18 protein-coding genes are annotated in these 20,674 nt (G+C 60.9%); 9 read left to right on the top strand and 9 right to left on the bottom strand.

Annotation, left to right across the window (positions count from 1 at the left end; translation table 11 throughout):
* Positions 1 to 171: 171 nt before the first annotated feature.
* Positions 172 to 1,212, top strand: a complete 1,041-nt coding sequence (locus Q1B40_RS16680) for a calcium-binding protein (RefSeq protein ID WP_299816826.1) — start codon at positions 172 to 174, stop codon at positions 1,210 to 1,212.
* Positions 1,213 to 1,351: 139 nt separating this feature from the next.
* Here the strand turns inward: Q1B40_RS16680 and Q1B40_RS16675 are convergent, their stop codons facing one another.
* Positions 1,352 to 2,236 (bottom strand): LysR family transcriptional regulator, encoded by an 885-nt coding sequence (locus Q1B40_RS16675; protein ID WP_299816824.1) that lies wholly within the window; start codon positions 2,234 to 2,236, stop codon positions 1,352 to 1,354.
* 159 nt (positions 2,237 to 2,395) lie between these two features.
* Between Q1B40_RS16675 and Q1B40_RS16670 the strand changes: the two genes are divergently transcribed.
* Positions 2,396 to 3,016 (top strand): glutathione S-transferase family protein, encoded by a 621-nt coding sequence (locus tag Q1B40_RS16670; protein ID WP_299816822.1) that lies wholly within the window; start codon positions 2,396 to 2,398, stop codon positions 3,014 to 3,016.
* Between the two features lie 77 nt (positions 3,017 to 3,093).
* Positions 3,094 to 4,746: a pyridoxamine 5'-phosphate oxidase family protein gene (locus tag Q1B40_RS16665; RefSeq protein WP_299816820.1), complete on the top strand. Its 1,653-nt coding sequence runs from the start codon at positions 3,094 to 3,096 to the stop codon at positions 4,744 to 4,746.
* A 231-nt stretch (positions 4,747 to 4,977) separates the two neighbouring features.
* On the opposite strand, the gene Q1B40_RS16660 is transcribed toward Q1B40_RS16665, so the two are convergent.
* From Q1B40_RS16660 to Q1B40_RS16650, 3 genes are all read right to left on the bottom strand, one after another.
* Entirely contained in the window at positions 4,978 to 5,361 is a 384-nt protein-coding gene (locus Q1B40_RS16660) for a VOC family protein (RefSeq protein ID WP_299816818.1), read from the bottom strand.
* A complete protein-coding gene (locus Q1B40_RS16655) occupies positions 5,358 to 5,912 on the bottom strand; it encodes a thioredoxin family protein (protein ID WP_299816816.1) in 555 nt (184 codons plus the stop codon). The genes Q1B40_RS16660 and Q1B40_RS16655 overlap by 4 nt, the downstream gene beginning before the upstream one ends.
* A 145-nt stretch (positions 5,913 to 6,057) precedes the next feature.
* On the bottom strand, positions 6,058 to 6,435 hold the full coding sequence (locus Q1B40_RS16650; RefSeq protein ID WP_299816814.1) for a glyoxalase/bleomycin resistance/extradiol dioxygenase family protein: 378 nt from the start codon (positions 6,433 to 6,435) through the stop codon (positions 6,058 to 6,060).
* Positions 6,436 to 7,169: 734 nt separating this feature from the next.
* Between Q1B40_RS16650 and Q1B40_RS16645 the strand changes: the two genes are divergently transcribed.
* Both Q1B40_RS16645 and Q1B40_RS16640 read left to right on the top strand, forming a co-directional pair.
* Positions 7,170 to 8,300, top strand: a complete 1,131-nt coding sequence (locus Q1B40_RS16645) for a type III PLP-dependent enzyme (protein WP_299816812.1) — start codon at positions 7,170 to 7,172, stop codon at positions 8,298 to 8,300.
* A 10-nt stretch (positions 8,301 to 8,310) separates the two neighbouring features.
* Positions 8,311 to 8,862 carry a GNAT family N-acetyltransferase gene (locus Q1B40_RS16640; RefSeq protein WP_299816810.1) on the top strand — a complete coding sequence of 184 codons (552 nt, stop codon included), beginning with the start codon at positions 8,311 to 8,313 and terminating at the stop codon, positions 8,860 to 8,862.
* An 86-nt stretch (positions 8,863 to 8,948) separates the two neighbouring features.
* On the opposite strand, the gene Q1B40_RS16635 is transcribed toward Q1B40_RS16640, so the two are convergent.
* A complete protein-coding gene (locus Q1B40_RS16635; protein WP_299816808.1) occupies positions 8,949 to 9,551 on the bottom strand; it encodes a hypothetical protein in 603 nt (200 codons plus the stop codon).
* Positions 9,552 to 9,693: 142 nt separating this feature from the next.
* Here Q1B40_RS16635 and Q1B40_RS16630 point away from each other — a divergent pair, with 142 nt between their 5' ends.
* Both Q1B40_RS16630 and Q1B40_RS16625 read left to right on the top strand, forming a co-directional pair.
* Complete coding sequence (locus Q1B40_RS16630) at positions 9,694 to 11,079, top strand: homospermidine synthase (protein ID WP_299817733.1); 1,386 nt, start codon at positions 9,694 to 9,696, stop codon at positions 11,077 to 11,079.
* 671 nt (positions 11,080 to 11,750) lie between these two features.
* On the top strand, positions 11,751 to 12,959 hold the full coding sequence (locus tag Q1B40_RS16625) for a hypothetical protein (RefSeq protein WP_299816806.1): 1,209 nt from the start codon (positions 11,751 to 11,753) through the stop codon (positions 12,957 to 12,959).
* A gap of 331 nt (positions 12,960 to 13,290) precedes the next feature.
* Here Q1B40_RS16625 and Q1B40_RS16620 read toward each other — a convergent pair whose 3' ends face one another.
* From Q1B40_RS16620 to Q1B40_RS16610, 3 genes are all read right to left on the bottom strand, one after another.
* Positions 13,291 to 13,443 carry a hypothetical protein gene (locus Q1B40_RS16620; protein ID WP_299816804.1) on the bottom strand — a complete coding sequence of 51 codons (153 nt, stop codon included), beginning with the start codon at positions 13,441 to 13,443 and terminating at the stop codon, positions 13,291 to 13,293.
* Between the two features lie 66 nt (positions 13,444 to 13,509).
* Complete coding sequence (locus Q1B40_RS16615) at positions 13,510 to 15,438, bottom strand: TRAP transporter fused permease subunit (protein ID WP_299816802.1); 1,929 nt, start codon at positions 15,436 to 15,438, stop codon at positions 13,510 to 13,512.
* A 45-nt stretch (positions 15,439 to 15,483) separates the two neighbouring features.
* Entirely contained in the window at positions 15,484 to 16,506 is a 1,023-nt protein-coding gene (locus Q1B40_RS16610) for a TAXI family TRAP transporter solute-binding subunit (RefSeq protein WP_299816800.1), read from the bottom strand.
* A 147-nt stretch (positions 16,507 to 16,653) separates the two neighbouring features.
* On the opposite strand from Q1B40_RS16610, the gene Q1B40_RS16605 reads away from it, so the two are divergent.
* Together Q1B40_RS16605 and Q1B40_RS16600 are read left to right on the top strand one after the other, a co-directional pair.
* A complete protein-coding gene (locus tag Q1B40_RS16605) occupies positions 16,654 to 17,388 on the top strand; it encodes a GntR family transcriptional regulator (RefSeq protein WP_299816798.1) in 735 nt (244 codons plus the stop codon).
* Positions 17,389 to 17,403: 15 nt separating this feature from the next.
* A complete protein-coding gene (locus Q1B40_RS16600) occupies positions 17,404 to 18,966 on the top strand; it encodes a sulfatase-like hydrolase/transferase (protein ID WP_299816796.1) in 1,563 nt (520 codons plus the stop codon).
* A gap of 228 nt (positions 18,967 to 19,194) precedes the next feature.
* Here Q1B40_RS16600 and Q1B40_RS16595 read toward each other — a convergent pair whose 3' ends face one another.
* Positions 19,195 to 20,673, bottom strand: coding sequence for a tripartite tricarboxylate transporter permease (locus Q1B40_RS16595; RefSeq protein WP_299816794.1), 1,479 nt, complete (start codon positions 20,671 to 20,673; stop codon positions 19,195 to 19,197).
* Position 20,674 lies beyond the last annotated feature (1 nt).

The following is a 20,674-nucleotide window of genomic DNA, read 5'->3' as shown; positions in this document are numbered from 1 at the left end:
TTCTAAGGCTTAAATAGCAGTCTGGGATTTATGGTGCCCACGGAACTTGTAACAAAGTGTGTCGGGATGGCCCAGCGGGACAGATGGCGACACTTCGGACCGGTATGAAGGGTATTCTTGCGACAATTGCCACCTACCTTCAGCTCATCAACGAACCAAGGAGTTGTTGGAATGAAACCGTTCAGGAAAATTGCAATTGCCGCTCTGGCTGCGAGCGTCGCGGGCGTCGCACTGACCGCCGGTCTGTCTGCTTCGGCCCAAAGCGGGCCTGCAAACGGGGACGGGGGCAAACAGATGCAACAGGCCGCCGGCGAGCGTTTCGCCCATATGGGCAAGCGCGGCGGACGTGGTCATGGCGCCGGTCCGGGTGGCGGCCGACATGCCGAGCGCATCTTCGAGCGTTTCGACGCGGATAAGGACGGCGTGATCACCGAGGCGGAAATCTCGGAAGTACGGACCCAGGGTTTCCAGTCTGCCGATACCGATGGCAGCGGAGATATCAGCCTGGAGGAATTCAAGGCTGAATTCCTGACCCGCAGCAACGACCGGATGGTCCGGGCGTTCCAGTTCGTAGACCGTGACGGCGACGGTACGGTCACACAGGCGGAGACCGATGTGGTTGCCAACCGTCTGTTCAAGATGATGGACCGGGATGGAAACGGCACCGCTGAACGCATGCACGGCGGCAAGCGCGGGCAGGCGGAAGGGCGTGGACCTGACGAAAGAAAGGCCCAGGGAGCCATGGACGGCAAAGGTGGCAACAGGGACGGCAAGGGTGGACCCAGGGCCGAAGCCCGTGGCCACGACGAGCGCGGCGGTCCGCGTGGCGGCCATCACGGTCGCGGCGGCCCGGGACAGATGTTCCTCGGGCTCTTCGACACCGACGGTGACGGCGCTGTAAGCCGTGAGGATTTCGATGCCAAGCGCGCCGAACTCTTCGCATTGGCCGACACGGACGGCAACGGGTCCTTCACTCTTGAGGAGTTTGGCCCGCTGTGGCTGAGCCTCAACGAGAACCGTGTCGTCGACATGTTCCAGCGCGCCGATGCCGATGGCAGCCTGGGCATCAGTGCCGACGAGCATGACAAGCGCCTGGACAAGATGATGGAACGCGCCGACCGCAACAAGGATGGCGTCATCACCAAAGCCGACTTCAAGGGCGGCAAACACGGCGGAAAAGGCAAAGGCCACGGCAAACACCACCGAGGCTGATGTGAATAATCCGGCTCCACACGCGGAGCCGGATGTTCACATGCAAGCGAACCCAGACGTTGGGACGACAAAGAGGGAGCCGCACCTGCGGCTCCCTTTTTTCCGTTTGTCATCGGCAGTCGTGGTCGCTGTCCCGATGCTACCGGCTGAACTCTCCAGCCAGATGATCAATCAGGGCGCGGACCCGGCGGGTAAGATGGCGGTTGGGTGGGTAGAGGGCGTAGACGCCGAAGACGTCGGTTTCATAATCCGGGAGCACGCGTTCCAGTCTCCCGCTGTCGAGCGCCGCCTCGACGGTGTAGAGCGGTGCGATTGTAATGCCGAGCCCGCCTTCGGCAAGGCGGGCCAGGGCGCCAGGAGAATTTGCCTGTATGGTGGCTCTGTGGCGGACCGCATGTTCGCGGCCTCCGGCGCGAAGCCGCCAGACATTGAGATCGACCTGGTTATTGTTGACGAGGCAGACGTGAGTGGCGAGTGCGCGTGGGTCCTTTGGGCGTCCGTGGGCGTTCAGATACTCCGGCGCGGCACACAGAACGAGCGGCATATCCACGAGCTTGCGGGCGATCAGCGTTGAATCTCTCAAGGATCCGATGCGGATGGCCAGGTCAAAACCTTCCTCGACAATCGCAACCCGGCTGTCGGTCAGCGTCATGTCGAGTTCCACATCCGGGTGCTGTTTCAAAAAGGGCAGAAGTGCTGCAGGCAGACGCGTGCTGCCGAAGCCGGTCGGCGCGGTGAGGCGAATCGGCCCGGCCAGCGCACCCTGGCGCTCGCGCACCAGAGCGTCCAGTTCGTCCAGCTGCTCCAGGATCGGACGGCAGCGCTCCAGATAGGCGGACCCGACATCCGTCAGCGACACACTGCGGGTCGTGCGGTTGAAGAGCTGGGTCTGGAGCTCGGCCTCCAGGTGCCGGACATATTTGCTCACCAGCTTGGTCGACAGGCCGAGCCGCCTGCCAGCTGCCGTGAAGGAGTTGTCCCGGGCAACGGCCATGAACGCCCGCATCGTTTCAATCCTGTCCACCGGGTTGCTCTCCGCCGTGCCGATTTATCTCCATATTGTACATAATTATTGAATAAACGAGGAGATTATTTCCAGATTTATCCGTTGGCATATTGGGCTTGGCGGGCTGTTCATGTGAACCGGCACCGCAGAAAAATCAGGATTTACGAGGAAACTGCCATGTCCAATGCCATCCGCATCCACAATTTCCCGCTCTCCGGCCACTGCCACCGGGTGGAGCTTTTCGCCAGGCTCACGGGCATCGACCACGAGCTTGTCTTTGTCGATCTCGCCGCCGGTGAACACAAGAAAGAGCCGTTCCTGACGCTCAATCCCGCCGGCAAGGTGCCGGTGATCGAGGACGGCGATATCGTCATTGCCGACAGCACCGCCATTCTGGTCTATCTGGCCCGCAAATACGCCCCGGACTGGCTGCCGGCGGATGCTCTGGCGGAAGCGCAGGTTCAAAGGTTCCTGTCGCTCGCCGCCAATGAAATCGCCAACGGCCCGGCCGCTGCGCGCCTTGTGACCGTCTTCGGCGCGGAGCTGGATGCGAACAAGGCAAAGGCGACCGCAACCTATGCCTTCGATCTGCTGGAAGGTCATCTGGAGGGCAGGGACTGGCTGGTCGGTGACCGTGTCACGATCGCGGATGTGGCGATCTACAGCTACACCGCCCATGCACCGGAGGGGAATGTCTCCCTGGAGCCCTATCCCCGGATCAGGGCGTTCCTGAAGCGTGTCGAAGCCCTGCCGGGGTTCGTGGCAATGCCGGTGTCCAAGGCCGGTCTTGCTGCCTGACGATCCGACGCGGCCGCCGGATGCTCACTCGCAAGCGTCCGGCGACCGACCAGCGTTAAACCATTAAGGCCGAAATCATGCACGAGACAGATCCGCTTGCATCCGCAACACGCTCCGCATCGCCCTTTCATGAGGGCGAACGGCGTATTCAGGAAAAGCTGGGGGAGCGCGACATCGAGGGCTGGGCGCGCAAGGCCATTCGCCCGTTCCTGCCCGACCAGCACCGGCATTTCTTCGCAGCCCAGCCGTTTCTGGTTGTCGCCGCGCGAGATGATGACGGTCGTCCCTGGGCAACCGTTCTGGAAGGCCCGGAGGGCTTTGTGTCTTCTGCCGATCCGGAACAGCTTCAGATAGCGGCGGCGCCGGTTCCCGGCGATGCGCTGGAAGGGGCGCTTATCGAGGGAAGCGATATCGGTCTGCTCGGCATCGAACTGGCGACCCGGCGCCGGAACCGGGTGAACGGTACCGTGGCGGCGCGCAAAGAGGGCGGTCTTCGTTTCACGGTCGGCCAGTCCTTCGGCAACTGTCCGCAATATATTCGCGAGCGGGCGTTCTGGTGGAGCTCCAGGGCACCGGACGGCAAGGCAACGCGAGGAACGGTACTGACGGAGGATCAAAAAGACTGGATCGCCTCCGCCGACACGTTTTTTCTCGCCACCGGCTATCGCGGCGACGGCGAGGATGCCTCGTTCGGCATGGATGCTTCGCACCGGGGCGGCGAGCGTGGTTTCGTCGAGGTTCTGAGCGGCACGAAGATCCGCTATCCGGATTATGCCGGCAACAGGCATTACAACACGCTGGGCAACATCCTGCTCGACAAGCGCGCCGGGTTTCTGTTTCTCGATTTTGCGACCGGCAGCCTCCTGCAACTGACGGGTCGTGCCTCGATTGACTGGGACAGCGCGGATGTTGCCAGGTTTCCGGGCGCGCGCCAACTGGTCACGCTGGAAATCGAAGAGATTGTCGAGCTGTCTTCCGTCCTGCGCCTGCGCTGGCAGGCGGACGCGGTCTCCGCCCGTTCGTTGCGGCTGGTCGAAAAGCACCAGGAGAGCGCCGATGTCATGTCCTTCGTCTTCGAGGCGCGTGATGGTGGAGCACTGCCTGCCTTCAGGGCGGGTCAGCACCTGCCGGTGGAGCTGCGCATTCCGGGGCTGGGCGGCAAGGTGCAGCGTACCTATTCGCTCTCCGGTTCACCTTTCGATCAGCGCTACCGGATTTCCGTCAAACGGGAGCCAGGCGGGCTGGCATCGACCTATCTGCACAATGGACTGGAGGTCGGCGCCATTGTCGAGAGCCGGGCTCCGGCCGGAGATTTCGTGCTGCCGGAGGTGCCCGGTCCGATGGTGCTGGTCAGCGCGGGGATCGGCGTCACGCCGATGTTGAGCATGTTGCATGCGCTCACGCGGGAAGGTGGCGGCCGCCCGGTCTGGTTCGTCCACGGCACCCGCGACGGCGATCACCACCCGTTTCGACGGGAAGTCGCCGAACTGATCGAAGCCGGGGCGGATATCGGGATGCAGATATTCTACAGCCGGCCGCAGGCTCCGGATATTCAGGGCAGGGACTTCCACCACGCCGGACGGATCACGGGCGATTTCCTGATGTCGATCACAGACAGGTTGGACGCCAGCTATTTCCTGTGCGGTCCTGCGGGTTTTCTGGCGAAGGTGAAATCGGAGCTGGAGGCGGAAGGCGTGCCGGAAAGCAGGATCCGATACGAAAGCTTTTGAGGCAGAGGCGCAGTTGGCAATGCCTCGTGCGCTCGGCTCCTCCTTGCTCAAAACATCCTTTTTTTAGCGAGCTGAACCGCGAGTAGGCCCGGGATCTCCGCTTCGCTGCGTCCGGGGTGACGTGAGGTGAGAGGTGAGAGGAAACGCCAGCCCCTCCTGCGTCATTCCGGATCTGCATTCGACTTGCGTCTCACTTGTCCGGAATGACTGGCGAGAGGGAGGTGCTCAGCGTCACTCTTCAGGCGGAAAGTCGACGTGGATGTGGTTGCCGTCCGGATCCCAGATGTTGAAGGCGACGGTGCCCGTGCCGGTCTGAACCGCGCGGCGATATTTTTCGCCGCGTTCCTTCAACCGGGCTTCGAAGTCCTGTGCGCCCGAGGCCGTGAAGGCGAAATGTTCCAGCTTGAGTTCTTTATCCGACCCTGTCGCTTCCGGGCCCTCGATTCCGACCAGGTGGACCGCAGCTGCGTCACCGGCGTAGAGCCAGGCACCGGGAAAGGGAAAATCGGGACGGGGGCCGGGGTTCATGCCCAGAACGTCCGCGTACCAGGCGATCAATTCGTCGAGCCGTGTCGTGCGCAGGTTGACGTGGTCGAGTTTGCCGATCTGCATCATGCTGCCTTCCATTTGATGGAGCAGCCCATGGACGGGATCTGCTCTGCGGGGCCTTCCCCGGTTTCCGCGACCTGCTTCATCGCCTCAAAGAGATCCCGGCGCAAATCGGGAGCCTGCCTGTTGACGCGTGTCGCATCGAGGCGGCCGCGATACTGCAGGCCGAGGTCCCGGTTGAAGCCGAAGAAATCCGGCGTGCAGGCTGCGTCATAGGCCCGGGCGACGCTCTGGTCTGCGTCATGCAGATAGGGGAACGGAAAAGCATGTTCTTCTGCCATCTTGCGCATGTTGTCGAAATTGTCGGCCGGATAGGCGACCGGGTCGTTCGAGCAGATTGCCGCGACACCGATGCCCAGCGCCTTCAGGTCGGCTGCGTCCCGGTTGATCTTGTCGAGCACCGCCAGAACGTAGGGACAGTGATTGCAGATGAACATCAGCAACAGGCCGTTGTCGCCCTTCAGGTCACCGAGGGCATAAGTGCCGCCGTCGGTGGCAGGCAGGGTGAAATCCGGCGCCTTCCATCCGAAGTCGCAGACAGGCGGTGTCGCGGCCATTGAGCATTCTCCCGGTCATCACATCGAAGGGCAGGCGCGAGGCGCCTGCCGGATGTTTTTAGTGTTCTTGATTGTCAAATCTGCCCCCGCAACGCGGTTGATGCAAGCGCTGCAGGGACCGATACGGGCTATCCGGGCCGATCATTCATATGATCTGGCCGACATCGATCCTGTTTCCGTCAGGATCGGCGAAGACGAAGGCGCGCAATCCGTAGTCCTTGTCCTGAAGGTGCCGGATGATTCTCAATCCGTGCCGCTCGCAGGCCTTCAAGGCTGCATCCGCGTCCGCGACAAGCATATGTGCCTGATTGAATGCAGGGGCCTTGTAAGTCTTTTGCAGGGACAGATGAAGTTCCGCGTCGTCCTTCTTCAGGATCATGAAGCCCACGGGATCGCCATTCTCGAAGACTTTTTCGAGACCGAATACTGCATGATAAATCTGCAGGGAGCGGTGGATGTCGGTGACCCCGAGGGTCGCGGCGATGCGGCCGAGGCGCTGGTTGGTGGAATTGTCTGAAGGCATGCCTTGTCCTTTTGAGCGTTTGGTGGCGCCATGCATCGGTTCCGGTCGGTGCCGGCGGCCAGTGCGTGTTCGCCGGTTCAACGCAAGACCGGCCGGGTTCGGCAGGTATCCAAGTGTTGATCGGTGCAAAAGTGTCAGGGCGGTGCCTTGATGTTTGATACATCATGGACCGCGCCTCTGCAATCGTGCAGCAGGCCGTGGCGGAAAGCCGGCCCCCTTCGGAAAAGCCCCTTCGGGAACCGGTGGGCAGCCATGCAAAAATTTCCGCTTGCATCGATCGGCAAACCGTCGCATATACGCCTCGCCCAAATTCGCACGTGCCCGTGGTCGTCCATGGAGTGTTGAAGAAACGCTTCTTAAGGGACCGCTGCCAGACAATCCGCCAAGGGGCGGGGCAGTATCATCCGGACGGCTTAAAGCAACGACGTAAGAGGGCTTTTTTGGTCTCTGCCGGGGTCTCCAACCTCCGGCGTCACTGAAGAGGCACTTGTTACATCATTGCCCGACGTGCGGCTCGGTTCTCCCGATCCAATCAACGGCATTCCCGACGCGGGAAAGCATTGTGTCTGCCCACCGGCAGCCGCCTTGCCCAACCGTCGCCGCAGTCAACCCGGCCTCCGGTTCCATCCCGGGGGAGGCCCGGTGCGTATTGCGGCACCTGCGACGAGAACCTGCAGCGCGCCCACCGGAACAGATGCGCGACTGCGGCTTGATTTGAGAAAAGGGATATCCCCATGAGCGACCGTATCCGCGACTTCCTGCGCCAGCGCCAAGACGACAGCCCGTGCGTTGTTGTCGATCTCGACATCGTCCGTGAAAATTTCGAAGCTTTTGCGAAGTCCCTGCCGGATACATCCGTTTATTACGCGGTCAAGGCCAACCCGGCACCGGAAGTTCTTTCGCTCCTGGAAAGCCTCGGCTCGTCCTTCGATTGCGCCTCCGTCGGCGAGATCGAAATGGTGCTGGCGACCGGCGCCGCCGCCGAGCGCATTTCCTTCGGCAACACCATCAAGAAGGAAAAGGACATCGCGCGTGCCTACCAGCACGGCGTTCGTCTGTTCGCGGTGGACTGTGTCGAGGAAGTCGAGAAAATCGCCCGCGTCGCTCCGCATTCCAAGGTTTTCTGCCGCGTGCTGTGTGACGGCGCCGGGGCCGAATGGCCGTTGTCGCGCAAATTCGGTTGCGATCCGGAAATGGCGCCCGACGTCCTGGAGCATGCGCATCGTCTTGGTCTGACCGCCTATGGGGTTTCCTTCCATGTCGGTTCGCAGCAGGCAAACCTGCAAGCCTGGGACTTCGCGCTGTCGATGGCGGCAGGCGTCTTTCAGGAAATGGCGCTGCGCGGCATCGAACTGAAAATGGTCAACATGGGTGGGGGCTTCCCGACCCGTTACCTGAAGGACGTTCCGGGCGTGCCGAGCTACGGCGAAGCGATCTTCCATGCGCTGACCAAGCATTTCGGCAACCGTCTGCCGTCGACGATCATCGAGCCGGGCCGCGGCATGGTCGGCAATGCCGGCATGATCGAGGCTGAAGTCGTTCTGATCTCCAGAAAGTCTGCCGACGACGAAATCCGCTGGGTCTATCTGGACATCGGCAAGTTCCACGGCCTGGCCGAAACCATGGACGAAGCGATCCGCTATCCGATCCGCACCCCGCGCGACGGCGACCGGACCGCACCCTGTGTTCTGGCCGGGCCGACCTGCGACAGTGTTGATGTTCTTTATGAGAAGACACCGTATGAACTGCCGGTCAGCCTGTCGATCGGCGACAAGGTTCTGATCGAGGCCTGCGGGGCCTACACCACCACCTATTCGACTGTCGGTTTCAACGGCTTCGCGCCGCTGGCGTCCTTCGTTATCTGAGGCCGTCGCCATGATCGATATTGTGGAGGAGGCGCCGGTTCATATCGGCGCCCGCGAGGCTTTGCTCGACCTCAGCTTCGGCGAGGCGCGCTTCGCCAAGACATCGGAACGCCTGCGCGAAGGCCGCCTGCCGGTCTTCGCATTCACAGCGCTTGACGACACGGGCAAGCTGGTCGGCACGGTACGTCTGTGGTCCGTGGCGGACCGCGACGGGTTCCAAAGCCTGCTGCTCGGACCGCTGGCCGTCGACCCGGGGTGCCGAGGCAACAAGGTTGGTGACAGGCTGATGCGCCATGCGCTCAACCAGGCAGCCATGCACGGCCACGGATCGGTGATCCTGGTCGGAGATCTGCCCTATTATGCCCGTTTCGGTTTTGCGGCGGGGCTGCTGGACGACGTCACGCTTCCGGGACCGGTCGATCAGGACAGGTTCCTGGGGCTGGAAATGGTTTGCGGCCATCTGTCAGGGCTGAACGGCCTGTTGGAAGCTGCGGGCAATCTCGACCCGGCAGTCGCCCCCGCGCCGCTCTCGAACGGCTTTTCAATGCCGAAAGCAGCCTGAGACTTTCCAACGCCTGTGCTGTCCCGGCCTTGAGCCGGGACCTGTCCCGAGGCCCCGGCTCAAGACCGGGGCGGCAACTGGGGGATCTATCGAGTCTGACGCGTCGCAAGTCGAAGGCTTCCGGGAAACTGACGCCAAGCTTGATATTCCAGTGAAAAGCAGTCAAACCTGTCCTCAGGCGCAATAAGTGCACTTTTTATGCAGGTAAATATTCCCACCGGACCGGACCCGTGATTAAGCTGTCTGGCGGCGGAACAGGAATTGATCGGAGAGAACAACATGACCGACGACACCAACGACGGCGCGCCGAAACAACCGGCGAAAACCACGACCTCAAAGCCTGCCCGCAAACCAGCTCGTAAACCGGCCGGCAAGACCGCAGCCAAACCTGCGGCAGGAAAACCGGCAACCTCTCGATCGGCTTTTGCAAAACCCGCAGCGGCGGCGGCAAGTGCGAGAAAGCCGGCGGCTGCAAAGCCTGCCAGACAGAAAAACGCCATGAAGCCTGCCGCGATCAAACCGGCGGCGACAAAGTCGGGAACGACCAAATCGGCAGCGAGTAAACCTGCCGTCGTAACACCGGCTGCCGTGGCTGTCGGCAAACCCGCAGCGGCAAAGCCGGCTGCTGCGAAACCGGCTGCCGCAAGAAAAGCGCAGCCTCCCAAAACGACGCCTCCGAAAGCGGCCACAAAACCGGCCGCCGCGAAAAAGACAGCGGCCCGTTCCGCGACAATGAAGAAAGCTGCTGCTCCGAAGGCTGCATCGAGGGCGGCCAGGCCCGCTCCGGCAAGGCGTCCGCAGGTCCATGGCACGATCAGCGGACCCGTGGTGATGATCGGGCTCGGCTCCATCGGCAAGGGCACGCTGCCGCTGATCGAACGGCATTTCAATTTCGACAAGAGCCGCTTCACCGTCATCGATCCTGTCGACATGAATGCCAAGCTGGTGACCGACCGGGGCTACAGGTTTGAGAAAACCGCTCTGACACCGGAAAACTACAAGGATGTGCTGACGCCGCTTCTCACCGAGGGCGAGGGGCAGGGGTTTGTCATCAACCTGTCCGTCGATACGTCGTCGCTCGACCTGATGAAGCTCTGCCGCAAGCTCGGCGCGCTTTATATCGACACGGTGGTCGAGCCGTGGCCGGGCTTTTATTTCGACGACAGGGCATCGGCCGCGGACCGCACCAACTATGCGCTGCGCGAAACCGTGCGCAAGGAAAAGAAGAGGAAGCCGGGCGGGACGACGGCGGTCTCCTGTTGCGGGGCCAACCCGGGCATGGTGTCCTGGTTCGTCAAGCAGGCGCTGGTCGATGTGGCCACTGAAACCGGTGTGAAGTTCAAGGAGCCTAAGTCCCGCAAGGACTGGGCGAAGCTGATGAAGAAAACCGGCGTCAAGGGCATCCACATTGCCGAGCGCGACACCCAGCGCGCCAGGGAGCCGAAACCGGCGGGTGAATTCTGGAACACCTGGTCCGTGGAGGGATTTCTCTCCGAAGGGTTCCAGCCGGCCGAACTTGGTTGGGGCACCCACGAAAAATGGAAACCGGCCAACGCCCGGCAACAGAAGAAGGGCTGCAAGGCCGCGATTTATCTGGAGCAACCGGGCGCCAATACCCGCGTCAGAACCTGGTGCCCGACACCGGGCGCCCAGTACGGTTTCCTGGTGACCCATAACGAGGCGATTTCCATCGCCGACTATTTCACGGTCGACGACGGCAAGAAGGTCTCCTACCGGCCGACCTGCCACTATGCCTATCACCCGGCCAATGTGGCGGTGCTTTCGCTGCACGAGTTGTTCGGCTCGGCCGGCAAAGTGCAGGACAAGCTGCATGTTCTGGAGGAAAACGAACTCCAGGACGGCACCGACGAACTGGGCGTGCTGCTCTACGGCCACAAGAAGAACGCCTACTGGTACGGTTCCCAGCTTTCGGTGGAAGAAACCCGCAAACTCGCGCCGTATCAGAATGCTACCGGCCTTCAGGTGACGTCTGCGGTCATCGCCGGCATGGTCTGGGCTCTGGAAAATCCGGAAGCCGGCATCGTGGAGACCGACGAGATGGACTATCGCCGCTGCCTGGAAATCCAGCGGCCGTATCTTGGCCCCGTCAAAGGCTATTACACCGACTGGACCCCGCTGGAAGGCCGCCCGGGCTTCTACAAGGAAGACATCGACACCAGGGATCCGTGGCAGTTCCGGAACATTCTGGTGCGGTGAGGGGCGTCATAGGGAAGGGGTAGCTTTGCCTGGATTTTGCGCAAACGCCGCTGGAGCAATCCGGCGGCGTTTGCGTATGGACGCGCAGGGGAGCGTGTGGGGAGCGCATGCCCACAGCACCTGCCGCCGGAATTTGCCGGCGGGCACTCAGCCAATATCCAGGCGAGCGGATAAAGCGGAGCAGGAAATCCTTGCATCCACTCAGGCCCTGCATGACGGGTGCTGGTGCGACCTGCATGAGCACAACAAAGGCTTCGCGAGGGATGCGCGCGAACCTGAATGAAAATTCAATCTACGTTTGCTTTGCACGATCAATTTCATTGACCGTGTCATTATTTTTTGTATTAATTCATTTGTAGAAAACTCTATCTATCTAGTTTTAGTTGAAATAAATAATAAGTCATTGGTTTCTATATAGAAATTTGATAATATTTATTCTGAGCCGCAATATAAATAGTATTTATGAGAATAATATCTTTATATTTTTTATTTTTTTAAAATATATACTTTTATTTTTGATGTGAACGCCTTCGAAATTTTCCCCAGCTTATGTAATGATTGCGTGCGCTTGAGAAGCATAAATCTGGCAAAAGCGAGAGTGTTTGAATTCGCAGCTTTCGCCCGGGCCAGCAGGTGCTGACGTTTCATTTTGTTAGGGAGAGGACAAGAGCATGGTGATGACGGCTTTGGAACGCTGCAAGTATTTCGGTGTCAGCAACATTCAGGGCATGGCCTACCACCCGGGGCCAAGCAACTATAAGAAAGGTACTCCATACGATTCAATCTATCACCGGTCGGATTTCTACAACAATATCTTCACGCAACTCTGGTCGGAGGAAGGCAACGACGAAACCGGTGTGCAGGGGCGCGGAGATCTAAAGCGGTTCAAGGACCAGCTCGGGGTAAATTTCATCCATTGCTATGACTGGTCCGAACCAATCATCCAAAGAGATCAACACGGCAAGGATCTAAAATTCCTGGTTCACAAACCCTTTTTCGATGCTTGTCATGATCTGGGAATGAAGGTCACCATTCCCATCAGCAACCATATCATGAGACTGATGGCCAGCGGAGATATGGCGGAAGCGCACGAACTGATCCGAGCCATTTTGGGCGAGGTCGGCCAGCGGCCTCCGCACCCCGCCGCGGGCATGATCAAGATCTTTAATGAATACGAGCTCGTCGAACATCCTAAACCGGAACATGTGGCCCAGGTGATATCCTGGATCCTCGAGTGGGAAGGAAACCTGGAAGACAAATTTTGCCTTCCGATCATGGTGTGCACGTCCTTTGGCATGAAAGACGACATCGAAGGTGCCGGCTACATGAAGGATGTGTTTCTGGCAATGAAGCGCAGCTCGGGCCTGAATCCAATAGCTGAAAAAGTCTGGCGAACGAGAATGGTGTTTGCGACAAACCCTCAGCGTGAAGGCTCTGCCATCGAGGACTACCTTGAAAACCGCCTTCCGGCGTATTGGGAGAAGAACAATATTCCGGTGCCGCCCGTGATGTTCACGGAGCTCGGGTCCAGTATCGAGCAGACGGGAAGCGAGGAAAAACAGGCTGAGTGGATGACCGAGCAGATCAAGGCATCCAGGCCAGGAAGTTCCGGGGGCAACATGCTTGGGGCCTGCATCTTCCTGAACGAGGAACGCGTTTGGGAGACCGGCCCAGAATTGACCTTCGGCATCACGCGTTTCGGACCGGATACGACCTGGGGCCGTCCAGACAAGAACGGCGAGGCGAAGACGGTATTTCCGGTGTGGGATAACGGTGGTTGGTTTTGGGGCAAGGAGGGAACCTACCCGGTCGAACAGCAGGTGCCGAAGCTGAACTACAAGAGCGTCGCCAATGCCTGGCGGAGGTCTGGGAAGGAATAACCCGGCTGCTCAGCAAAACTTTGGAAAATCGCCCCTGCCTAGTGGTGGTGGGTTTGGCCGCGCTGCGACTGCAGCGCGGTTCAGTGTTTCTCGACGGGGAGATAGGAGTGGTCTCGGGGCGATGCACTCAACGACAACCAGCCTCAATCTGACAATTTTCCTGGCTCTCGACAACAGCGTCAGGTCGATGTCTCGGCAACATTGCCGCTGCATTCTCGTGCGAAATACTCTGGTGCGAAGAGGAGGGCACGCGAGCCCAATGTTTGCTTTTCCCAGCCGGAGATCTTCGCGGTAAGCCTCAACTCAAAATGTGTGAATCGAGGCGAGCTGTTCATGCCCGGTCCGTGTCGCCGTCCCCGGCGCGCGACTTCTGTTCCCGGCAGGCCGGTCCCGGTCCGCGCATGTAGTGCAGTTCCGGCCGGTAGCGATCAGGGTTCACAGCCGCTTTCAGTGAACGGATCAGGGCTCTTATTGACGACAACATCCTTTTGGTTTTCCCGGGTCTTCAGCCGGATCTTTCCGGCAGTCACGACAGGCATCGCTTCATTTTTCAGGGTGCCGGCTGTTTGCGGCCATCGGTGGCGCGAAAGTTCAGGCGGTTTATGACAATCGCGAGGCCGGCGACGGCGACGGCTGAAAGGTGAATATAGGCGACGGGCGAAATCAGCGCGGCAGCAGTGGCCAGCCGGAGGACCGCTTCCGGCAGGCTCAGGCGGCGCGCGTCGAAGCGGTTCGCCGCCGAGGTCAGCATCCAGATCATCAGGCCGCTGCGCACAATGACCAGCAGTATATCGAGCGCTCCGGCATCGCTTCCTGCTTCACTCACCAGAAGCATCTGCGGATTGAAGGTGAACATGAAGGGAATGGCGAAAATGGCCACACCGATGCGGGCAGCCGACACGCCTGTGCCGATGGCGCTTCCGCCGGAGATCGCGGCGGCGGCATAGGCGGCGATCGCCACGGGCGGGGTGATCGCGGAGGCGACGCCAAAATAGAAGACGAAGAAATGTGCCGTGAGCGCCGAAAGGCCAAGCGCCATCATCGCGCTGCCGCTGATGACGATGATCGTCAGATAGGCCGGTAGCGTCGGCATGCCCATGCCAAGCAGGATGCAGCCGAGCGCCGCGATGACGAGGGTGAGGGTGAGGCTCTGCGAGGAAAGCGCGTCAAGCTGCAAGGCCAGCATTGTAGGCAGGCCGGTGGACGACAAGGAGGCGACGACAATGCCGATGGCACCGACGGCCATCATCAGCTGTGCGAAGGTCAGGCCGCCGCGTGCGAAAGCCTCCACAAGCGCGAAGGGGCGCTGGCGCACAGCCGGGTTCATGAAGCTGAGCGGGATGAGAACGGCAAGCGCGGTCAGGGCTGCACCTGAGGGCGATGCCCCCTGGATCATCGAGATGATGACGACGGCAAGCGGAATGGCCACAAGCGCCAGATTGCGCCAGTCCTGTGCGGTGACCATCATGTCGGACTCGATCGTCTCGGTGACCTCGATCCCGAGCCTGCGGCTCTCGAAGATGACCGACGCGAACAATGCGCCATAATAAGTGAGCGCCGGAATCAGAGCGGCGACGATGACGGTCAGGTAGCTGACGCCCACGAGATCGGCCATCACCAGAGCTGCCGCTCCCATGATCGGCGGCATGACCTGGCCACCGGTGGAGGCCGCAGCTTCCACACCGCCTGCGAAGTTCGCGCTGAAGCCCCGCCGCTTGATCATCGGAATGGTGATCACACCGGTTCCCACGACATTGGCAACCGCCGATCCGGAGACGGCGCCGAACAGGCTCGAGGCGAGGATGGCGGCATGCGCCGGGCCGCCGCGGAAGCGGCGCATTGTATGAAATGAAACGCGGATCAGCGATCCGCCGGCACCACAGCCCTCGAGCATGGCGCCCAGAATGATGAACGGGAAGACGGTGCTGAGAACGATGTCCATGATGTTGCCGAGCACGCCGTCGTCGAGAACCATCCAGAGGTTCTCGGTCGTCGCCTGAACGAAATCGCCACGGAAATCCCAAAGAAACCAGAGGAGGGCGGCACCGGCGACCAGCGCCAGAGGAGCCCCCCAGACCCGCCAGGTCATGACCAGCACGACAAGGCAGCCTGCAAGCGATGTCCATGCCTGCCACGGCTCGAAAAAGACGATGCTTTGATGCATCGCCGTGACATCGACATAAAAGCGCCAGCAGGCCCAGGCGGCCGTGGTGATCAGGAGTGTGTCGAAGAGATAGCCCAACACCTTGAACGGGCCGCGCCCCTGACGTCCGAAAGACGCAAGGACGACACAGATCAGCACGCTCAATGCGAGCACGCCGCCCCTCATGGGCTCCGCCTCGAACGGCCCGATGCGAGGCATCGGGCCGAACGCGGGAAGTTTGTGACCGAGAGGGATCAGGGCCATGAAGAAAGCGAGGGTCAGAGCCACACGCCTGGCCAGTCGTCCGCTTGAAAGGTCCGTTCGGTCATTCGGCATTATGCAGGTCTCGACCCTTGTTCCGGGCCTCTCCGAAGGTAGGGGTTATTCGGCTGGAGGAACGATGGCGGCGGGAATTTCAATTCCCTGTTCCTCGTAATAGCGCGCGGCCCCGGGATGCAGCGGAACGTTGTTTCCGGCCAAAGGATCATCCGTGGGAAGTTGCGCCAGCACGGCGACCGATTTCTTGTAGCCGTCGACACTGTCCCAGTATGTCTTGGTCAGGGAGTAGGCCAGGTCGTCGTCCATGTCCTTGTTGACGCCGAACACCATCGCATAGGCGGGGATCGAGATGGTTTCATCGCCGTTCACCTGACCGTCATAGGTGCCCGGAGCCACAGAGCTGTTGAGTTCGCCCATCTGGTTGAGGTACTTGGCCCATTCCGGGCTGTTGCGCACCTCTTCGGACACACCGATCAGCCGTATTTCCCGCTGCAGACCAAGCTGCTGAACTGCGGCGGCTCCAACCGGAAACGCTCCGACGAGGACATCGAACTGCCCATCCTGGAAGGCCTGTATCGCGGCGCCCCAGCCGAGCCGGATAGGGGTGTAATCCGTGTCTTCCTCAAGGCCGCCGGCCAGCCGGATCAGTCCGGTGATCTGCCGGTTGGCCGCACCGGCCGGTGGGCCGATGAAGATGCGCTTGCCTTTCATGTCATCCCAGGAATCGATCCCGGAATCCGCCCAGACGATAGGATGGAAAACACCGCCTGCGAACGGAAACAGCGAGCGAATGTTCGCTGCGGCTTCCTTCGCGCTGTCACCGGCTTTCTTGTAAGGGCCGGCGGCGTGCTGCATGGCGTTGAATGCCGGAGGCGGAACGACCGCCGCATCGATACGCCCGATACCCAGGCTCATTGCAGAGCGTGTCAGGGTCTGGTCCGAGTTGATCAGCAGCGTCACGCCGGATTCGGTCAGCGACTTGGCCAGAAGCTGCGGGACCAGGGTTGTCAGGCCGGCCGAGTTGCCGGTCTCGACCTTGAGCGACTGGGCCAGAGCACTCCCCTGGCATACGGTGGTCGCGACAACGGCTGCGGCGCATAAAGCGAGTCTTGCAATTCCTATCATGTTTCCTCCTCCTAAACACTCAATCGGCCTTGTCGGTTCAGGCCTTGGTATGGGGACGTTGACATATGATTGCATGCAATTCAAACACTTTTGGTTGCAATATCCGGCAAAACTTGAAAACAATGGGCGTGACGGAGAGGAAATTGCATGCAATTGAGAGAAGCTAGCAGTACCAACAGCACCGAGGCGGTGACCGCGCGTCTGAGGGAGCTGATTCTGAGGGGCGCACTTCCCCAGGGCGAGCGGGTGACCGAGTCCGGGCTGGCCTCGCTCCTTCAGGTTTCACGCACACCCATTCGCCTTGCCCTGGCAACGCTTCAGCAGGAAGAGCTTGTGGAGGGAGCACCGAACCGAGGGTTTCGTGTTCGCCGGTTCACGCTGGAGGACTTGCGGGAGATCATCGAGGTCCGCGCCACGCTCGAAGGCATGGCCGCACGCCTGGCGGCGGAAAAGGGCATGTCGCAGCAGCAGGAAGACACGCTCGTTCGCTGTATTGACGAACTGGAGGAGCTGATTGCCTCCGGTGCCTGCGATCATGCGACGTTCCAGAGGTTCTCCGAAATCAACATCGCCTTTCACGCGACAATCACCGAGATCGCCGCTAACGCAGCGCTGACCCGCTCGCTTGAGCGGACCACGAACCTGCCGTTCCGCTCCGCGCCCATGCTCTATGTGCTGCCGCGTGATGAGGCGCTGATGGCAATGAGCGAATCCCAGCGCGACCACAAACGCCTGCTCGATGCCATTCGCCAGTGCCAGGGCGCGCGCGCGGAATTCCTGATGCGCGAACACGCTCTCATCCCGCTGGCCAAGGCCGCGCTTCTGATCGAGCACATGGATGCGGCACTTACAATTCCGGCAGCCGCCGATGGAACATTCTGATCAAAGGGACAACCGATGGCTCGCAGGCCGAATTTTCTTGTTTTCGTCACGGACCAGCAGCGCGCCGACTGGTTGGGGTGTTACGGCCACCCGACCCTGCGTACACCCAATATCGATGCGCTAGCGGCACGTGGCACCCGGTTTGACGATTTCCACGTCGCCATGCCTGTCTGCATGCCAAATCGCGCTTCCCTGCTCACCGGCCGCTATCCCTCGGTTCACGGCCTGCGATATAACGGATGTATTCTTTCCGAGCGTGCCAACACGTTCGTCGAAGTGCTTGCGGCCTCCGGCTACCGCACAGCGGCAATCGGCAAGAGCCACCTGCAGCCCTTTACCGGTCAGCCCCCGAAAGGACAGCTCCGCGCCGAAACCGGTCCCATCGAGGAGGCGTGGAAACCGGATCCTGTAACCTACGAGGAGGAGGAGCCGGACACCTATTCCAGTGATCAACCCTACGCGATACGGACACCGTATTACGGCTATCAGCATGTCGAGATGGTGACCGGTCACGGCGACCGGTGTGGCGGACACTATGGTCAGTGGTTCCGGCGCCGCCACGAGAACTGGCGGGAACTGCACGATCCGGCGAATGAGCTGCCGCACAATTACAAGTGCCCGCAGGCTTATCGGACGCCGGTCCCCGAAGAGAGTTATCCCACGGCATGGATCCGGGACCGCGCCTCGGACTGGTTGCGCGCCCAGGCAGGAGAGGAAGATCCCTTCTTTTCCTTCGTGTCGTTTCCCGATCCGCACCATCCGTTCAATCCTCCCGGACGCTACTGGTCCATGTATGAACCCGATCAGTTTGAAGTTGCACTTCCCTATGAAGCGCACCGCAACCCGCCGCCGCCGCTCCGGTATTTGCGGGACAGGTGGGAGCGCAACGTGCCCGAAGAAATCTCCCAGGCTGCTTTCTATGCGGACGAACAGGCTCTGCGCGAGGCGATGGCGCTGACGGCCGGCATGACGACGATGATCGATGATGCGATCGGCGATGTGCTGGCCGCACTGGAGGACTCCGGCCGGGCCGAGGACACGATCGTCATCTTCACGTCCGACCACGGCGACTATCTGGGAGACTTCAATCTGCTGCTGAAGGGTGCACTTCCACTGCCTGCCATCACCCGTGTGCCTTTCATCTGGGCCGACCCGAAAGATCCGGTGCCGCGCACCTGCGGCAATCTTGCCTCCACGATCGATATCGCGTCGACGGTGCTGGAGAAGGCTGACATCAAGCCCTACTGGGGCATGCAGGGGCACAGTCTTGTCGACAGCATTGGAGGCGGCGAAGGGCCGCGCAGCTCCCTGCTCATAGAGCACCACGACGGCGGCGCGCGCATGGGCTTCAATGAGCCGGCGCGCGTGCGGTGCCTGCTCACGGATCGTTGGCGGCTGACCCTCTACAAGGATCAGGACTGGGGAGAGCTGTACGACCGGCAGAATGACCCGCAAGAGACGCTGAACCTTTGGGACGATCCGGAGCATGTGTCGGTGCGCTCGGAGCTGACCGAACGCCTCGTTCACATGATGATGAACACCATGGAGGAAAGTCCAAGGGCGACCCGGCTGGCGTGATCCGAGTGTTTCCCCTCGAACCTCCTGCCTCGCCACGTTGGGCGGTTCGGCATTGCCCCTGACCCACTACAGGGGCCGATGTCGCCGACAACGAGGAAGGCCGGCATGAAGCCGCTGCATCAGACAATCGGTGCAGCGGCTTCATCGAACAATCGGAAACTCCGGGCGGTGTGCCTGAAAGCGCGATCTTTCCGGGGCTGGTGAAACGCTCCCCGGATGTGTTTCCGGTCACGCTTTCTGTTTGCGTCGCGGCAGGGCGGTGAGAATGAGAAGGACAATCGAAATCCCTATCAGGACGGCACTGCCCGGCCGTTCGAAGAAGACCATCGGGTCTCCGCGCGACAGCAGCATGGCGCGCCTGAGATATTCCTCCATCATCGGGCCGAGGATGAAGCCGATGAGAAGCGGGGCGGGTTCATAGCGATAGAGCCGCAGCACATAGCCGAGAAAGCCGAAGGCGAGCATCGTCCAGACGTCGAACAGGCTGTGATCGATGCTGTAGACGCCGATGGAGATGAGGACGACGACCGCGGGATAGAGAAAATAATGCGGGATCTGCAACAGCCGCACCCAGATGCCTATGAGCGGAATGTTGAGCACCAGCAAAAACAGATTGCCGAACAGGAAGGACACGATCAGGCCCCAGAAAAGGGCAGGATGTTCGGAGATCAGCCGCGGACCTGGGGTGACGCCGTGGATCATCAGGGCGCCGATCATCAGCGCCATGGTCGTGCTGCCGGGGATGCCGAGCGTCAACGTGGGGATGAAGGCGGTCTGGGCGGCGGCGTTGTTGGCCGATTCAGGCACCACGACGCCCTCGATCGCCCCCTTGCCGAACTGGGCACGGTTGCGGGAGACGCGCTTTTCCAGGGCATAAGCAATGGACGAGGCGACCGTCTGGCCGGTGCCGGGCAGCGTTCCGAAGAAACTTCCTATAAAACTGCCGCGCAGGGCAGGGGCGAGCGCGCGCAGCCATTCGTCCGCCTGGGGCAGAAAACGCCGCCATGAGACCTTTTCCGTTGCGTAGGACGGTGTTGCGCCGCGCGCCGAAGTCATTGCCTCGGAGACACCGAAGAGACCCATGGCGACGACGACTAGGCCGACGCCGTCGCGCAGGTCCTGAACGCCGCCGGTAAAGCGCGTGACGCCGCTGTTGACGTCGACGCCGACCGTGCCGAGAAGCACACCGAGACAGACCATCATCACACCGCGCAAGGTGCCGGAGTTGCTCACTACCGAGGCAGCCACCAGTCCGAGTAGCATGACGGCGAAATAATCGGCCGGCTGCAGCAACAGCGCGAACTCCGCGAGCACGGGTGCGAGCGCTGCAATCACGAGAATGCCGAAGACGCCGCCGAAGAACGAGGCGAGGGCGGTCATCAGAAGCGCCACGCCGGCGCGGCCCTGCCGGGCCATGGGATAGCCGTCCAGGCAGGTGATCGACGAAGAGGGCGTTCCGGGAATGTTGAGCAGGATCGAGGCGATGGAACCGCCGTATTCGGCGCCGTAATAAACCCCGGCCAGCATGACCAGCGCGGTTTCGGGCGGCAGGTAGAACGACACCGGAAGCAGCATGGCGACCGCGGCCAGCGGGCCGAGCCCCGGCAGGACACCGATGAAGGTTCCCAGAAAGGTCCCGAGAAAGCAGTAGAGAAGGTTCGGAAGCGTGGTGGCGGTGGCAAAGCCGAGCGCGAGATTGTCCAGCATC

Source organism: uncultured Roseibium sp. (genome assembly GCF_947496995.1).
Taxonomy (GTDB): Bacteria; Pseudomonadota; Alphaproteobacteria; order Rhizobiales; family Stappiaceae; genus Roseibium.
Note: the sequence above shows the minus strand (reverse complement) of the source record. Positions and strands in the feature narration are given on the sequence as shown.

Coding starts and splice junctions, on each gene's coding strand:
- Q1B40_RS16605 (WP_299816798.1), top strand. CDS start 16,654: ATGCAATTGAGAGAAGCTAGCAGTACCAACAGCACCGAGGCGGTGACC.
- Q1B40_RS16630 (WP_299817733.1), top strand. CDS start 9,694: ATGATCGGGCTCGGCTCCATCGGCAAGGGCACGCTGCCGCTGATCGAA.
- Q1B40_RS16625 (WP_299816806.1), top strand. CDS start 11,751: ATGGTGATGACGGCTTTGGAACGCTGCAAGTATTTCGGTGTCAGCAAC.
- Q1B40_RS16640 (WP_299816810.1), top strand. CDS start 8,311: ATGATCGATATTGTGGAGGAGGCGCCGGTTCATATCGGCGCCCGCGAG.
- Q1B40_RS16600 (WP_299816796.1), top strand. CDS start 17,404: ATGGCTCGCAGGCCGAATTTTCTTGTTTTCGTCACGGACCAGCAGCGC.
- Q1B40_RS16680 (WP_299816826.1), top strand. CDS start 172: ATGAAACCGTTCAGGAAAATTGCAATTGCCGCTCTGGCTGCGAGCGTC.
- Q1B40_RS16670 (WP_299816822.1), top strand. CDS start 2,396: ATGTCCAATGCCATCCGCATCCACAATTTCCCGCTCTCCGGCCACTGC.
- Q1B40_RS16610 (WP_299816800.1), bottom strand. CDS start 16,506: ATGATAGGAATTGCAAGACTCGCTTTATGCGCCGCAGCCGTTGTCGCG.
- Q1B40_RS16615 (WP_299816802.1), bottom strand. CDS start 15,438: ATGCCGAATGACCGAACGGACCTTTCAAGCGGACGACTGGCCAGGCGT.
- Q1B40_RS16620 (WP_299816804.1), bottom strand. CDS start 13,443: ATGTTGTCGTCAATAAGAGCCCTGATCCGTTCACTGAAAGCGGCTGTG.
- Q1B40_RS16595 (WP_299816794.1), bottom strand. CDS start 20,673: ATGCTGGACAATCTCGCGCTCGGCTTTGCCACCGCCACCACGCTTCCG.
- Q1B40_RS16655 (WP_299816816.1), bottom strand. CDS start 5,912: ATGGCCGCGACACCGCCTGTCTGCGACTTCGGATGGAAGGCGCCGGAT.
- Q1B40_RS16645 (WP_299816812.1), top strand. CDS start 7,170: ATGAGCGACCGTATCCGCGACTTCCTGCGCCAGCGCCAAGACGACAGC.
- Q1B40_RS16660 (WP_299816818.1), bottom strand. CDS start 5,361: ATGATGCAGATCGGCAAACTCGACCACGTCAACCTGCGCACGACACGG.
- Q1B40_RS16650 (WP_299816814.1), bottom strand. CDS start 6,435: ATGCCTTCAGACAATTCCACCAACCAGCGCCTCGGCCGCATCGCCGCG.
- Q1B40_RS16665 (WP_299816820.1), top strand. CDS start 3,094: ATGCACGAGACAGATCCGCTTGCATCCGCAACACGCTCCGCATCGCCC.